The sequence below is a fragment of the Telluria sp. ZT3P25 genome (genome assembly GCF_059685895.1).
Map to the genome: position 1 here is coordinate 802,722 of NZ_JCASIJ010000002.1, position 14,148 is coordinate 816,869.

Sequence of the window (14,148 nt, forward strand, 5' to 3'; positions counted from 1 at the left end):
ATGTTTGCATACCGTGCACAGTATGAAAATTTTGTTGCGTCTTGCGCAACGGCGGACGGGGCCGCGCCAAGCGTGGTGCAACGCAATACGATAGAATGAACGTCCTTCGGGCCTGTCCGACTGTCGACGAGTATTCATGAACGCCCCCGCACACATCCATACCCTGCTAGCCGATAACGCCCCCGCGCGCCTGCGCGAGATTCCCTACAACTACACCTCGTTCTCGGACCGCGAAATCGTGATCCGGCTGCTCGGTGAGTCGTCGTGGGAGTTGCTGGGCAGCTTGCGCGGCGCCCGCCAGACCGGCCGCTCCGCGCGCATGCTGTACGAGGTGCTGGGCGACATCTGGGTCGTGCGGCGCAATCCGTACCTGCAGGACGACATGCTGGACAACCCGAAGCGCCGGGCCAACCTGATCGAGGCGCTGCACCACCGTCTGGCCGAAGTCGACAAGCGCCGCACGACGGTTGACGCGCAGGATGACGGCGACCCGGCCGTGGCCGCAGCGCGCAGCAGCGCCGTCGAGCAGTTGCTGGCGGCTGCGCGCCGCGCGGTCGACGACTTCGGCCGCGAATTCTCCGAGACGTACGACCTGCGCAAGCGCGCCCTGAAGGTGCTGGGCGCGTACACCGACAAGCGCAATATCCGCTTCGACGGCATGCACCGCATCTCGCACGTGACCGACGCCACCGACTGGCGCGTCGAATATCCGTTCCTGGTGCTGGTGCCGGATACCGAAGACGAGATGGCCGGCCTGGTCAAGGGCTGCATCGAACTCGGTCTGACCATCATCCCGCGCGGTGGCGGCACCGGCTACACGGGCGGCGCGATTCCGCTCACACCCATGTCGGCCGTGATCAATACCGAAAAGCTGATCGGCATCGGCGAGGTCGAAATGACCGCCATGCCGGGCCTGGAACAGGATTACGCGACCATCCACACCTATGCGGGCGTGGTCACGCAGCGCGTGTCGCAGGCGGCCGAGAAGGCTGGCTTCGTGTTCGCGGTCGATCCGACGTCGGCGCACGCGTCCTGCGTGGGCGGCAATATCGCGATGAACGCGGGCGGCAAGAAGGCCGTGTTGTGGGGCACTGCGCTCGACAACCTGGCCTCGTGGCGCATGGTCGACCCCAACGGCGACTGGCTCGATGTCACGCGCATTGCCCACAATCTGGGCAAGATCCACGATGCGCCGCAGGCCGAATTTTTGCTGGAATGGACGCATCCGTCGGTCAAGGGCGCACCGAAAGGCGCGCCGTTCCGCACCGAGACGCTGACCATCGACGGCAAGCGCTTTCGCAAGGAAGGCCTGGGCAAGGACGTTACCGACAAATTCCTCTCGGGCCTGCCGGGCATCCAGAAAGAGGGCACCGACGGCCTGATCACGTCGGGCCGCTGGATCCTGCACAAGATGCCGAAGTTCACGCGCACCGTGGCCCTCGAATTCTTCGGCCAGGCGCGCGACGCGATTCCGTCGATCGTCGAGATCACGAATTACCTCAATGGCTTGCCGAAGAACGGCGACCCGGCGTTTTCCACGCTGCGCCTGGCGGGCCTGGAACACCTGGACGAGCGCTACCTGCGCGCGGTCGGTTACGCCACCAAATCCAAGCGCGGCGTGCTGCCGAAGATGGCGCTGTTCGGCGATATCGTCGGTGACGACGAAAACGCGGTGGCGCTGGCTGCCTCGGAAGTCGTGCGCATCGCGAATACCCGCGTGGGCGAAGGCTTTGTCGCCGTCAGCCCCGAAGCGCGCAAGAAATTCTGGCTCGACCGCGCCCGCACGGCGGCCATCGCGCGCCACACCAACGCCTTCAAGATCAATGAAGACGTGGTCATTCCGCTGCCGCGCATGGGCGAATACACCGACGGCATCGAGCGCATCAACGTCGAGCTGTCGATCAAGAACAAGCTGCAGCTGGCCGACGGCCTGCGCGACTACCTGGCGAGCGACCATCTGCCGCTGGCCAAGAGCGACGATGCCAGCAGCGGCGAAGGCGTCGAGCGCGACGAGATCATGGGCGACCGTCCGCTGCAGGCGCGCGCGCTGGTCGACCTGGTGACCAAGCGCTGGAGCTTCATCCTGGCCAACCTGGATGCGCCGCTGGCGGACGTGCGCGAGGGGCTCGAATCGCTCGGGCTCGATCATCTGTCGGCCGCCTTCGATGCGCGTCTGGCGATCCAGCCCGATGCACGCCTGTTTGACCTGGTGCAGGACCACACGGTGCGCATCTCCTGGAAGCAGGAGCTACGTTCCCCGCTGCGCCAGATCTTCAACGGCAGCGCCTATACCTGCATCCTCGACGAGAGCACGGCGATCCACAAGCGCATCCTGCGTTCGCGCGTGTTCGTCGCGCTGCACATGCACGCTGGCGACGGCAACGTCCACACCAATCTGCCGGTGAACTCGGACGACTACGACATGCTGCAGGATGCGCACAAGGCGGTCGAGCGCATCATGAAGCTGGCGCGCTCGCTCGACGGCGTGATTTCGGGCGAACACGGGATCGGCATCACCAAGCTCGAATTCCTGAAGGACGAAGAAATCCAGGAATTCCGCGACTATAAAATCCGCGTCGATCCGGAAGGGCGCTTCAACAAGGGCAAGCTGCTCAATCTGGAAGGCGCCCACGCCGACCTGCGCAACGCCTATACGCCGTCGTTCGGCCTGATGGGCCACGAGTCGCTGATCATGCAGCAAAGCGATATCGGCGAGATCGCCCACAGCATCAAGGACTGCCTGCGCTGCGGCAAGTGCAAGCCCGTCTGCACGACCCACGTGCCGCAGGCGAACCTGCTGTATTCGCCGCGCGACAAGATCCTGGCCACGTCGGCGCTGATCGAAGCGTTCCTGTACGAAGAGCAGACCCGCCGCGGCGTCTCGATCCGGCACTGGGAAGAGTTCGAGGACGTCTCGGACCACTGTACCGTGTGCCACAAGTGCGTCACGCCATGCCCGGTCAATATCGACTTCGGCGACGTGTCGATGAACATGCGTAACCTGCTGCGCAAGATGGACAAGCGCAGCTTCAAGCCAGCCAACCGCGCGGCGATGTTCTTCCTGAACGCCACCGATCCGACCACCATCAATGCGACGCGCAAGGTGATGGTCGATTTTGGCTTCAAGGCGCAGCGCTTCGGTAACCGCATGCTCAAGGGCTTTGCCAAGCCGCAGCTGGCGGCGCCCGCGCCGACGACCGGCAAGGCGCCCGTGCGCGAGCAGGTCATCCACTTCATCAACAAGAAGATGCCGGGGAACCTGCCGAAGAAAACGGCGCGCGCGCTGCTCGATATAGAAGACGACAAGATCGTCCCGATCATCCGCAATCCCAAGAAGACCAATGCCGACACCGAGGCCGTGTTCTACTTCCCGGGCTGCGGATCCGAGCGCCTGTTCTCGCAGGTGGGCCTGGCCACGCAGGCGATGTTGTGGGAAGTGGGCGTGCAGACCGTGCTGCCACCGGGTTACCTGTGCTGCGGTTATCCGCAGCGCGGCGCCGGCCAGTTCGACAAGGCCGAGAAGATGGTGACGGACAACCGCGTGCTGTTCCACCGGATGGCCAACACGCTCAACTACCTGGACATCAAGACGGTGCTGGTCTCGTGCGGCACCTGCTATGACCAGCTCGCGACGTACCAGTTCGAGAAGATCTTCCCGGGCTGCCGCATCATGGACATCCATGAATACCTGCTCGAAAAAGGCGTCAAGCTCGAAGGCGTGAACGGCACCCGCTACATGTACCACGAGCCGTGCCACACGCCGATGAAGCTGCAGGATTCGATCAAAACGGTCAACGCGCTGGTCTCGACGGTGGACAACGTGAAGATCGAGAAGAACGACCGCTGCTGCGGCGAGTCGGGCACGTTTGCCGTTTCGCGGCCGGATATCGCGACCCAGGTCCGCTCGCGCAAGGAAGGCGAGATGGTCAAGGGCGCCGACAAGCTGCGCGAAGACGGCTTCAAGGGCGACGTCAAGATTCTCACCAGCTGCCCGTCGTGCCTGCAGGGTCTGAGCCGCTACAACGACGATTCGGGCACCACTGCCGATTACATCGTCGTCGAAATCGCCAAGCACCTGCTGGGCGAGAACTGGCTGCCCGAGTACGTCGCACGCGCCAATGCGGGCGGCATCGAGCGGGTGCTGGTATGACGGCGCTGCGTGAACCGGGTTGCGAGCTGTGCGACCTGTTGCTGCCTGCTGTCTGGGCTGGCGAGAAGTTCAGCGTCATCGTCGTCGACGACGCCAATTATCCCGGCTTTTGCCGCGTGATCTGGCACGACCATGTGCGCGAGATGAGCGACCTGTCGGCGGACGATCGCTTCTTGATCAACGACGCCGTGTTCCAGGTGGAGACGGCGGTGCGTGAGGTGATGCAGCCATTGAAGGTCAATGTGGCCAGCCTCGGTAACGTGGTGCCGCACCTGCACTGGCACATCATCCCGCGCTACGCCGACGATGCGCATTTCCCGGCGCCTGTATGGGCGCAGGCGGTGCGTGCGACGGAACCTGCTATCCTCGCGGCGCGTCGTGCGCTGCACGACCAATTGGGCGCTGCCATCGCGCGCCGTTTTTCCTGATATAGAGAGTCCCATGCCACATCCAACCGAATTGACTGTCCACCAGAAATCGCGCGTGCTCGACGTTGCCTACGACGACGGCAGCGCCTTTTCGCTCCCGTTTGAATATCTGCGCGTGTATTCGCCATCGGCCGAAGTGAAGGGCCATGGCCCGGGCCAGGAAGTGCTGCAACTTGGCAAGCGCGAAGTCGGCATCGCCGATGTCGAGCAGGTCGGCAACTACGCGATCAAGCCGACCTTCTCGGACGGCCACGACACCGGCATCTTCAGCTGGGATTATCTGTATGAGCTGGGCCGCAGCCAGGAATCGCTGTGGAAGCAGTACGTGGCGCGCCTGCAGGCGGCTGGCTACGATGAAGAGAGCGGCCGCGCGCCGGTGACGCAGTTCGCAGAAGTGGCGGCGTCAAAGAAGTCGGGCGGCGGCGGCTGCGGCTCGGGTAGCTGCGGCTGCTGATCCGGCGGCTGACCTGCTGTCTGCGGGACCGGCATGGAGGCAATGTAACAGCAAGTATGTAACAGTAATATACTGTCGATAACAATTACGTTTCCGCAAAGATTTATCGCTAAGTAATTGTTTATCATAGGTTTTTACCGGTGGCATGGTTAATGCTAATTACCAAGTCTCAACCCACCGGAGACCTATCATGAAAAAAGCATTGGTTCCTTGTCTGGCATTGGTATTGCTGATGTCGGCTTCCGTGACAAACGCAGTAGAAATCACGTACGCATCGGGAGTTGCCGCAGACGGGTCTGGCAAGACCAGTCTGCAAACGAACAACGTGTTCGTCGAAACGTTCGATGCGCCTGGTGGGGGAGCAACGATGCCCGCTGATATGGTCGCTATCTCGACCGTGTCAGGCGGCGCGCTCGGCTATGCGCAAGGGCACCTCCCGGGCGTGTATGCGGCTCCGGCCAACGACACGACCTATTTTGCCTACGGCCCCAGCGTCGGCAGCGGCACGACCAGTTCGGAAATCAATTTCAACTATACGGGCCTGCTGAACGCTCTCGGCAACGGAGCGAGCCTGAATTACCTCGGCCTGTATTACGGGTCGATCGATACCTACAATGACCTGATCTTCTACAACGCTGTCGGCGCCATCATCCAGACGGTGACGGGGGCTTCGCTCATCGACATGTTCCATGGCGAGCCGGGTAACCAGAACGCGGATACCTCAAACATCTATGTCAATCTGTTCTTCACGCCGGAAGAAGAGTTCACGTCGTTCAGTTTCCGGACCACCGCCCGCGCGTTCGAGATCGATAACCTGGTGGTTGGCTACAACGTTGCGCCGGTCCCTGAACCGGCCTCGCTCGCATTGCTCGGGCTTGGCCTGGCGGGTCTCGGCGCGATGCGTCGTCGCAACCGCAAATAACCTCGCCGTCACCGGTATGGAAAACCTCCCTCACGGGAGGTTTTTTTTCGTGAAGCACGCAAGCGCGGACCCACAGCCGGGGTCAGGTCTGACATTCAGACACGACCTCAACCTTAACCACTTCCACTGGTGCCTCGCCAAATGTCAGCATACCCCGGTTCCAGCTGGTTCCAACTAACCGACTGTCGAGACCGTGTCCAAATGTCAGACCTGACCCTCGCTTTTTTTTTTGGGCATGCAAGTGCCGGCAAAGGTGGCCCCCAAACGACAAAGAGCACATCCGAAGATGTGCTCTTTTGTGTTGCGTGCCCGCCGTAGCGGGCCAGCGGACCTTAAGCTTGCGGCTGGATGTTCGAAGCCTGCTTGCCTTTAGGACCGGTGGTGACGTCGAACGTCACGCGCTGGTTTTCTTGCAGCGACTTGAAGCCGTTGGCGTTGATCGCCGAGAAGTGCGCGAACAGATCTTCGCCACCGCCGTCAGGCGTGATGAAACCGAAACCTTTTGCGTCATTGAACCACTTAACAATGCCAGTCGCCATTTTTATTCCCTCAAAAATTAATTTTACGTTGATGCCCTGTTTGCGTACCTAGGACAAAAACCAGGGTGACGCCTTACATTGCGAATCTGATTATAGGGCAAACTCTTAAATTGGAAGCAAGATTTTTCAATCGTCTCCGTATTTACCACAAGTTATCCCCGCTGCATCACCGATTTCGATTATAAATTTCCGCTCAGAAAGTCATTGGTAAACGCAGCGTCAATGTCACGTCCGGCGTGTCGCGCGTGACGCCAGCGCCGACCGCGATATTGAGCGAGCGCTTCGCACTCAGGCGATAAGAGTAGCCCAGCAGCAGTGTGCCCAGCTGTGTGCGCACCGAGCCGATCGAGGTTGCGCCGTTCTGGCGCATGCGTCCAATCGTGCTGTGGTCGTATCCCAGGCTGAGCGAAGCCTTGTCGTTCAGCGCCAGGCCCATGCCGAAGTTAAAGCCCAGCACGGCGCCCGGTTGCAGCGAGCCGAGCGGTTCGCGCTCGCCATTGCGCACCAGGCGCGTCACGTCGTCGCGCTTGAAGTTGTGCACGTAGCTCAGGTTACCGAAGAACACGGCCGGATCGGATGGATACAGCCAGGTCAGCGTGGCTTGCAGCGAGTGGAAGCCCGAGCCGGTGGGCAGGTCCAGTGGCAGGCCGGTGCCGGTGACGTTCTCGCCGATGCAGCGGCGCTCGCAATCGGTGACGACCTCGAACGGGTCGCGCCCGGTGCGGCTCTTGTAGCGCAGGCCGGCGATGTAATAGCCCTTGTCGGCGCCGCCGTTATTGAGCTGGTAGCGGCCGGCGACTTCGACGTCGCCCATGCCCTTGCCGGTCGTATCGAACACGCGCTCGACCGCCGTGCCGGTGAATATTTCCCGGCTGACGGTGGCGTCCGAGCGGTACACATACGGCACCTTGACCTCGACTTCCATCCGGTTGTTGATGCCGGTGCGGCCGGTGATCGCGGTGGTGAAGGTATTGCGCTTGATTTCACGCACGTCCACCAAGCCGATCAGCAGGGCCGGAATCACCGTGTAGCCGACCAGGGCCACGCGGTTGCTCGACGAGTAGCCGTATTGCATCGATGGCTCCAGCACGTAGGTGCCGCGCGCCGTGAGCACGCCCGGCTGGTCGCCGATCGGTGCGACTTCCGGCGGGCGGTTCGGTTGCTCGCGGGCGGTATTTTGTGCCTGCGCCGGTGCGCTGGGGCGGGCTGGCGCCGGGACGGGCACGCCGGGCTGGTCCGGGCGCGGTTGCGGTGGCAGCGGCGCCGGCACGCCGGTCACCGCCGGCGGCAACACGGGCGGCTCGGCCACCGGGGCCTGGCCGCTCATCGCGCCGCCCATGCCGCGCTGCTGCGACAGCAGCATGCCATCGGTGGCGGTTCCCAAGCGCTGCAATTGCTCGCGCTGCGCCTGCACTTCCTGCAGCAGGCGATTGACCAGCGCACGCTGCTGCGCCAGTTCGTCCTTCAACTGCGACAGTTCGGTATGGGATGGCGGTGTGCCATTGTTCGACAGGGTGGCAACCTGTTGAGCGAGAACGGGCGGTGCCAGAAAGGCAGCCGCCAGGCCCGCAGCGCCGAGCCGCGCAACGTGTGGATGCATCCAGATCTCCAGAGTGATGGTTGGTGGTGTGAAACGTTCATAGTCCGCCCGGCGAACGCACGACGGCGTCACGGATCGTCGACTGGAAATTGATGTCCTTGATCAGCGACATGCTGTTGACCGTCGACGAAATGGTGGTCGCGGTACGGATGTCCTGGCCGCTGAGCGTGTTCTGGAGCAGCGTTGCGCCGTTGGGCAGGTTGAGGTCGGCGGCAGCATAATTGTTGCCGCCGATCTGGATCATCCGCGCGGCGCCCAGCGCATCCTGGGTCAGGCGCGCCTGCTCGGCCGTCATGGCCGCCAGGTCAGGGATGGCGATATTCGTGCGTGCCATGATTTCGCCATTGACCGAGACAACGCGCTCGATGCCGAGCGACAGCGACAGGCCGCCGGCCACCTCGAAGCCGCCACGGGCGGCGTCCAGGGCCGCGGCGGCCACAGGGGTGCCGAACACCGGTACTGCCGGTTCGGCGGCCTGCGCGAGCGGCAGGGTGCTTGCCAGCACGCCCATCAGGGCAATCTGCAAAGGGTAGGGTGGAAAGCGCATCATCGGTCCCCGTTAAAAATCGCCCGGCCCGAACTTGGGCAGCGTCGCGCTGAGCTGGTCCTGGTGCATGCCGGTACCCAGCGGCGCACGCGGCGCGCCGCGCCAGTCTTCCGGCGTGTTGAAGGCAACCTGGTCCTTGTGGCTGTGGATCACGAACAGAATCTTGTTGCGCCAGATTTCCTGGAACCGTTCCATGCTCACGACGCGGTTGCCGGTGGACGGATCGCCAATCAGGATGCGGCCGTCTTCGGCGCCCTTGACGACGACGAAATGGTTGAAGCCGCGGTCGGTGATCAGGACGATGGCCGGCAATTGTTCGGCGATCAGTTTTTCAATCGGCAGCCTGAAGCCGTCGGCGCGAAAGCCGCGCGTGGCCAGAAAGCGCTGCATGTCGAGCAGCGAAAACCCTTCCTTGTGAATCTTGGCCTGGTCACCGCTGGCGTACATCTGCTGGAACACGTCCTGCTCGGGCGTGGGCGTGTGATAGTGGTGCGACAGCAAGGTGGCCAGCGCGGCCGCGCCGCAGCTGTAGTCGTACTGCTGGCGCAGCGTGCGCTGGAACTTGATGTCCTTGAGACTGGTCACCGGCACGTTGACGCGTCCGACCCCGGCCAGGTCAAGCGCATTCGCACCCTGCGGCGCCAGCAGGGCGCCGCACAGTGCGAGAAGCAGCATCAAGGGCAGGCCTGGTGTCATGCTTATTGCAGTTGCAGGTTGATGACGGTCGCGTTCTGGATCAGGACGTTCGCGCCGGAATTCTGGATCACGACCGGCAAGCCCGATGCATTGGCGAACGAGCCGCCAGTGATCACGTTCATGCCGGTGGTCACGTTGGTGGCCGTGTTGTTGCCGACCGTGCCGCCCAGCGTCGCTTCGGTGGTGATGATGTCGGTGCCGCCACGCAGGTCGCTCAGGACCGCAGCGTCGGTGGTCTTGCCCCAGCCACTCGCGAGATCGTCGCCGGCGGCCGGCGTCACGTGCACTGTCGACAGCAAGGGCACCGCCACCGGCAGTCTGGCGGGCTCGGTAACCTGGGCGGCCGCTGGCAGGGCAGCGCCTGCCGTCAGCAAGAGAAATCCGATATGGTGTAAGAGTTTCATGATGCCTCGCCCGAAAGAGCCGCCATGCGGGCAAAGCGCCGCACGGCGGGAGCGCAGAGCGCGCAGCGTAATGGCTGCGCGCCCCGGCCCATTGCCTGATTACTGGCCTGCGCCGCCGACGTTCATGTTCGACTGCACGTTGACGCTTTGCTGGATCAGCGAGGAGAAGCCGTTGTTCTGGCTGATGATCGAGATGCCGGCTGCCGACTGGGCGATGTTGTTCATCGAGTTCGACATGTCGAACGAGCCCGAGCTGACGTTGTTGGTGCCGCCATTGCCGCCCGTGCCGGCGCCGCCGAAGCCGCCGGTACCTGCACCGGCCGTCATTTCGCCGCCCGAGCCACCTGCGCCGGACGTGGTCGCACCGCCTGCACCGCCGCTGCCGCCAGCCCCCGAGCTTGCATCACCCGAGGTGGCCGAGCCCCCCGTGGCCGAACCGCCCGTGGCCGCGCCGCCCGCGCCGCTGGCGCCGGTCGAGGCGGTCGCTTCCGCGCCCGAACCGCCCATGCCGCCTGCGCCGGCCGTGCCGCCCTGGCCGGCGCCGCCCGCGCCGCCGGTGCCGGTTGCACCGCTGCCGCCCATGCCAGCCGTGCCTGCTGCGCCCGAACCACCGGCGCCTGCCGTGCCGGTGGCGCCGGCGCCGCCCGTGCCGGCCAGTGCCGCGCCTGCGCCACCGGTGCCGCCGGTCGAGGTGCCGCCTGCCGCGCCGCTACCCGAGGTATTCGACGAGGCAGCGCCCGAACCGCCCGCGCCGCCAGCCGAGCCGGCACCACCCGTACCGGCCATCGAGTCGCCTGCGCCGTTGGTGCTGGCGCCGCTGGTCGGGTTGCCGGCCGTGCTGGTGCCGCCGGTGTTGGTCGACGCGCCGCTGGCGCCGCCGGCCGCTGCCGGATCGCTGCCCGGCGTGCCGCCGGCACCCGTCGATGCCATGGCATCGCCAATGCTGGCCGAGCCGCCGCTCGCGCCGTTCGAGGCATTCAGGCTCGAGCCTGACGAGGTGCCGCCCATGCCGCCAGCGCCGCCCATGCCGCCTGCACCGCCTGCGCCACCCCATGCCGAACCGGTGTTGCCACCCGCTCCGCCTGCGCCGCCTGTCGCCGAACCGGTGCGGCCGCCATTGCCGCCAGCCAGCGAGCCGGTCGAGCCGCCTGCGCCGCCGGTGGCTCCGCCACCTGCCGCGCCCGAGCCGCCATTGGCCGCGCCACCCTCTGCACCTGCACCACCCGTGCCGACGCCGCCTGCTGCACCGTTGCCGCCGGCAGCGTAGCCGCCCATGGCGCCGGAAGCACCTGCGCCGCCCGTGGCGCCCGCAGCACCCGTGGCGCCGCCTCTGCCGCCAGCGGCGTTACCGACGCTCGACGAGCCGGTCGAGGCCGTGCCAGCAGCAGCGTAGCCGCCCGCACCGCCTGCCGCGCCGGCGGCACCCGAGGCTGCGCCGCCGGCTGCGCCGGTACCGCTGGCCGAGCCGCCATTGCCTGAACCGCCTGTGGCGCCGTAACCGGCTGCGCCGTTGGCGCCGCCGTTGTTCTGGGCGGTGTTGCCGATGTTGCTGATGGTGTTGCCGCTGACGTTGCCGGTCAGGGCGCTGGTCGACGTTGCCGACGAGGTGTTGAACGAATTGGCCACCGACGAACTCGCGGTGCCGCCGTTGTTGGCCGCTGCAGCGCCGGCCACTTCGGCAGTGGCGTCACCCGAGCTGTTGTTCTGGCCCGAGCTGTCACGGCTGCTGTCGCTGGTGTTGGAGGTCGTGTTGCTGGTGGTCGACGTGTCGTTGCTGTCGACCTGCATGGTGCGGGTGTCGGACTGGTTGCTGGTCTGGCTGTTGTTGTTGGTCGTCGTGTTGTTCGTGACGCGGTTGTCCGAGTTGTCCACCTGGTTGTTGGAGGTGGTCGTGTTGGTGCGCTGGCTGTTGTCGGTCTGCGTGTTGGTGTTCGTGTTGTTATTCGTGGCCGTGTTGTTGCTGTCGGTCTGGCTGTTGTTGGTATTGGTCGCAACGTTGTTGCTGTTCGCCTGGCTGTTGTCGGTATTCGTGGTGTTGGTGGTCGCAGTGTTATTGCTGTTGCTGGAGTCCGTCAGCGTGCTGCTGTCCGTGTTGGTGGTATTGGTGATCGTCGACGTCTGGGTATTGCCGCCACGGACGTCGTTCACGGTGTTCTCTTGGGCTTGGGCCATGCTGAAAGCCAGGGCGATCGCGGTTGCCAGGATAGTGCGCTTCATTATTGCTCCCCTAATATCACGGTTTAAGTATCCCGAGGTCTCGTGACGCCCGGTCCACTTCGGTATTAGCAGGTCTTGTGCCAGCACAGGCCGCTTGAGCAAGTCCTTGATTTTGTAGGACTAATTTGATGAGTTCGCAAGGTGGATCACAGAACGATGAAAGACACCAATAGCTGAAACGACAAGTGTCTCTGTCCTGTTACACAGTTGTAGAATTGATCAGGAAACTGTATCAAATTGCAACCGAAAGACCGGGTTTACAGAGTGAACAAGGCACATCAGCGTGCTGCCTGTTGGCAAGCACGCTGCATAAAAACCCTGTGAATTCAAGGAGAAGCGCGGTAGGACGAGGCCGACGCCGGGCGAGGAATGACGCCTACACCGAAATCTCGTGCTTGGCCATCAGGCGATACAGCGTCATGCGCGATACACCCAGTTCGCGCGCTGCCCGGCTGATGTTGTTGCCGCTGCGGGCCAGGCTCTCGCCGATGGCCACGCGTTCGGCGCTCAGGCGCGATGTGCCCAGCCCAACGCCGTTCGGGCAGATGGGACCGACCCCCGGCAAATCGAGGTCTTCCGGCATCACGAGGCGATGCTCGGCCAGGACCATGGCGCGGCGCAAGCGGTTGATCAGCTCGCGGACATTGCCGGGCCAATCGTAGCGCGTCATGGCCTGCAAGGCTTCGCGGCTCACGCCCTTGAGTTGCGGGCTGCGTTCGCTGGCGAACTTGTTGAAGATGAGGTCGGTCAGCAGCGGCAAGTCTTCCTTGCGTTCCCGCAGCGCCGGTACGCGGATGGGAAACACGCTGAGGCGGTAGTACAAATCTTCGCGGAAGCGGCCTTCGGCCACGGCCTGGGGCAGGTCGACGTGGGTGGCGGTGATCACACGTGCATCGACCGCGATGGTGCGCGTGCCGCCGACCCGGTAGATCACGCGCTCTTGCAGGAAACGCAGCAAGCTTGCCTGGAGGTCCAGCGGCAGGTCGCCGATCTCGTCGAGGAAAATGCTGCCCCCCGATGCCGCTTCGAGCAGGCCCTGCTTGTCACGCATGGCGCCGGTGAAGGCGCCCCGTTCGTGGCCGAACAGTTCCGAGTGGATCAGCGCCGGCGCCATGGCTGCGCAATTAATGGCGATGAACGGGCCGGTGGCACGCGGCGAGCGCAGGTGGATTTCCTGCGCGGCCAGCTCCTTGCCGCTGCCGCTCTCGCCGCAGATCAGGACCGGCGCGTCGACGGCGGCGATCTTGTCGATGTGCGAGCGCAGGCGGGCGATCGCGGCCGAGGTGCCATCGATGTGGCTCACGCGCAGTGCGCCCTCGTGCGGCGCCGGCCGCGTGGCCATGGACGCCATGCCGTGGGCGTGGCCCAGCGAGTGCTGCAGCCGCAGCGTATCGACCGGCAGCGTATGAAAGTCGACCAGATGCGCCGCGATCAGTTCACGCAGGGCCGGCTGGACGAGGCGGTGCGCGTCGAACACGCCGACCCAGCGCACATGGTGGTGCTGGTGCAGGAAACGTTCGAGCTCGGCATCGTCTGCGCTGTCGCTGCTGTCGAGCACCAGGCCGACGCCGTAGTGTTGCTCGGACAAGACCTTGCGCGCCGCCGCCAGATGCTCGACGACGCAGACGTCCCAGCCGGGCAGGGCACCATGGCAGGCACGGGCGTGCGCACTGCCTTCACGTGTAATGCAGATAAGACGTTTTACAGGCACCGGTATCCTCATCAGACTGGTTGGCACCCGCTACGCTGTGATGCATCCCGGCACACCATGGGGACCATGCAACGTCGATGGGCGCAACGACCGGCGTTTGCCGGCTGAAAGATCGTGTCAATTAAACCAAAAACGCGGCACGCATGGCGCACGGCTATTGATAAAAATCTAATGAGAAATGCAATATTGAATCGAAAGTTTGAGTTTTCGCATAATTATTTGAAAATAGAGTTTGTCTGTTGCTAATGATCTTAGTCGCGGCGAGCGGCTTGGAAAAGAGGCACGTGCGATGATTCTGGCCTAATTGCACGCTGTCGGGCAGATGCGTTGTGGGTAACCAACAAGCGCAAAAAGTTGAATCCAAACGGGCGCAGGGCGCGTAATTGGCCTTGCTGGCGCCTGTGTGGAACCCATTGGCGGGAGTCAGCTCAGCGGCGCGGCCCTCGCGCCGGGTCCTTGTATAATGTGGCAACCCCCAAC

Annotated in this window: 11 protein-coding genes; 4 read left to right on the top strand and 7 right to left on the bottom strand. The window is 63.8% G+C overall.

Annotation, left to right across the window (positions count from 1 at the left end; translation table 11 throughout):
- Positions 1–136: 136 nt before the first annotated feature.
- The 4 genes from AC56LY_RS22215 (at position 137) to AC56LY_RS22230 (ending at position 5,954) form a co-directional block, all read left to right on the top strand.
- Positions 137–4,150 carry a DUF3683 domain-containing protein gene (locus AC56LY_RS22215; RefSeq protein WP_499583223.1) on the top strand — a complete coding sequence of 1,338 codons (4,014 nt, stop codon included), beginning with the start codon at positions 137–139 and terminating at the stop codon, positions 4,148–4,150.
- Entirely contained in the window at positions 4,147–4,578 is a 432-nt protein-coding gene (locus AC56LY_RS22220) for an HIT family protein (protein WP_499583225.1), read from the top strand. The genes AC56LY_RS22215 and AC56LY_RS22220 overlap by 4 nt, the downstream gene beginning before the upstream one ends.
- Before the next feature lie 13 nt (positions 4,579–4,591).
- Positions 4,592–5,032, top strand: coding sequence for a gamma-butyrobetaine hydroxylase family protein (locus tag AC56LY_RS22225; protein ID WP_499583227.1), 441 nt, complete (start codon positions 4,592–4,594; stop codon positions 5,030–5,032).
- A gap of 190 nt (positions 5,033–5,222) precedes the next feature.
- Positions 5,223–5,954: an Npun_F0296 family exosortase-dependent surface protein gene (locus tag AC56LY_RS22230; protein ID WP_499583229.1), complete on the top strand. Its 732-nt coding sequence runs from the start codon at positions 5,223–5,225 to the stop codon at positions 5,952–5,954.
- Between the two features lie 332 nt (positions 5,955–6,286).
- On the opposite strand, the gene AC56LY_RS22235 is transcribed toward AC56LY_RS22230, so the two are convergent.
- The 7 genes from AC56LY_RS22235 to AC56LY_RS22265 all read right to left on the bottom strand — a co-directional run bounded on the left by AC56LY_RS22235 (position 6,287) and on the right by AC56LY_RS22265 (position 13,668).
- Positions 6,287–6,493 (bottom strand): cold-shock protein, encoded by a 207-nt coding sequence (locus AC56LY_RS22235; RefSeq protein WP_183554103.1) that lies wholly within the window; start codon positions 6,491–6,493, stop codon positions 6,287–6,289.
- A gap of 193 nt (positions 6,494–6,686) precedes the next feature.
- Complete coding sequence (locus AC56LY_RS22240; RefSeq protein ID WP_499583231.1) at positions 6,687–8,093, bottom strand: hypothetical protein; 1,407 nt, start codon at positions 8,091–8,093, stop codon at positions 6,687–6,689.
- Between the two features lie 37 nt (positions 8,094–8,130).
- Positions 8,131–8,643, bottom strand: a complete 513-nt coding sequence (locus AC56LY_RS22245) for a hypothetical protein (protein WP_499583233.1) — start codon at positions 8,641–8,643, stop codon at positions 8,131–8,133.
- Positions 8,644–8,652: 9 nt separating this feature from the next.
- Positions 8,653–9,336 carry a C39 family peptidase gene (locus AC56LY_RS22250; protein WP_499583235.1) on the bottom strand — a complete coding sequence of 228 codons (684 nt, stop codon included), beginning with the start codon at positions 9,334–9,336 and terminating at the stop codon, positions 8,653–8,655.
- 2 nt (positions 9,337–9,338) lie between these two features.
- Positions 9,339–9,740, bottom strand: coding sequence for a hypothetical protein (locus AC56LY_RS22255; RefSeq protein WP_499583237.1), 402 nt, complete (start codon positions 9,738–9,740; stop codon positions 9,339–9,341).
- Between the two features lie 99 nt (positions 9,741–9,839).
- Complete coding sequence (locus tag AC56LY_RS22260; RefSeq protein WP_499583239.1) at positions 9,840–11,957, bottom strand: hypothetical protein; 2,118 nt, start codon at positions 11,955–11,957, stop codon at positions 9,840–9,842.
- 376 nt (positions 11,958–12,333) lie between these two features.
- A complete protein-coding gene (locus tag AC56LY_RS22265; RefSeq protein ID WP_499583241.1) occupies positions 12,334–13,668 on the bottom strand; it encodes a sigma-54 dependent transcriptional regulator in 1,335 nt (444 codons plus the stop codon).
- Positions 13,669–14,148: the final 480 nt, after the last annotated feature.

Excerpts from the sequence above, each read along its gene's own strand:
- AC56LY_RS22215 (WP_499583223.1), top strand. The coding sequence starts at position 137 with ATGAACGCCCCCGCACACATCCATACCCTGCTAGCCGATAACGCCCCC.
- AC56LY_RS22220 (WP_499583225.1), top strand. The coding sequence starts at position 4,147 with ATGACGGCGCTGCGTGAACCGGGTTGCGAGCTGTGCGACCTGTTGCTG.
- AC56LY_RS22225 (WP_499583227.1), top strand. The coding sequence starts at position 4,592 with ATGCCACATCCAACCGAATTGACTGTCCACCAGAAATCGCGCGTGCTC.
- AC56LY_RS22230 (WP_499583229.1), top strand. The coding sequence starts at position 5,223 with ATGAAAAAAGCATTGGTTCCTTGTCTGGCATTGGTATTGCTGATGTCG.
- AC56LY_RS22235 (WP_183554103.1), bottom strand. The coding sequence starts at position 6,493 with ATGGCGACTGGCATTGTTAAGTGGTTCAATGACGCAAAAGGTTTCGGT.
- AC56LY_RS22240 (WP_499583231.1), bottom strand. The coding sequence starts at position 8,093 with ATGCATCCACACGTTGCGCGGCTCGGCGCTGCGGGCCTGGCGGCTGCC.
- AC56LY_RS22245 (WP_499583233.1), bottom strand. The coding sequence starts at position 8,643 with ATGATGCGCTTTCCACCCTACCCTTTGCAGATTGCCCTGATGGGCGTG.
- AC56LY_RS22250 (WP_499583235.1), bottom strand. The coding sequence starts at position 9,336 with ATGACACCAGGCCTGCCCTTGATGCTGCTTCTCGCACTGTGCGGCGCC.
- AC56LY_RS22255 (WP_499583237.1), bottom strand. The coding sequence starts at position 9,740 with ATGAAACTCTTACACCATATCGGATTTCTCTTGCTGACGGCAGGCGCT.
- AC56LY_RS22260 (WP_499583239.1), bottom strand. The coding sequence starts at position 11,957 with ATGAAGCGCACTATCCTGGCAACCGCGATCGCCCTGGCTTTCAGCATG.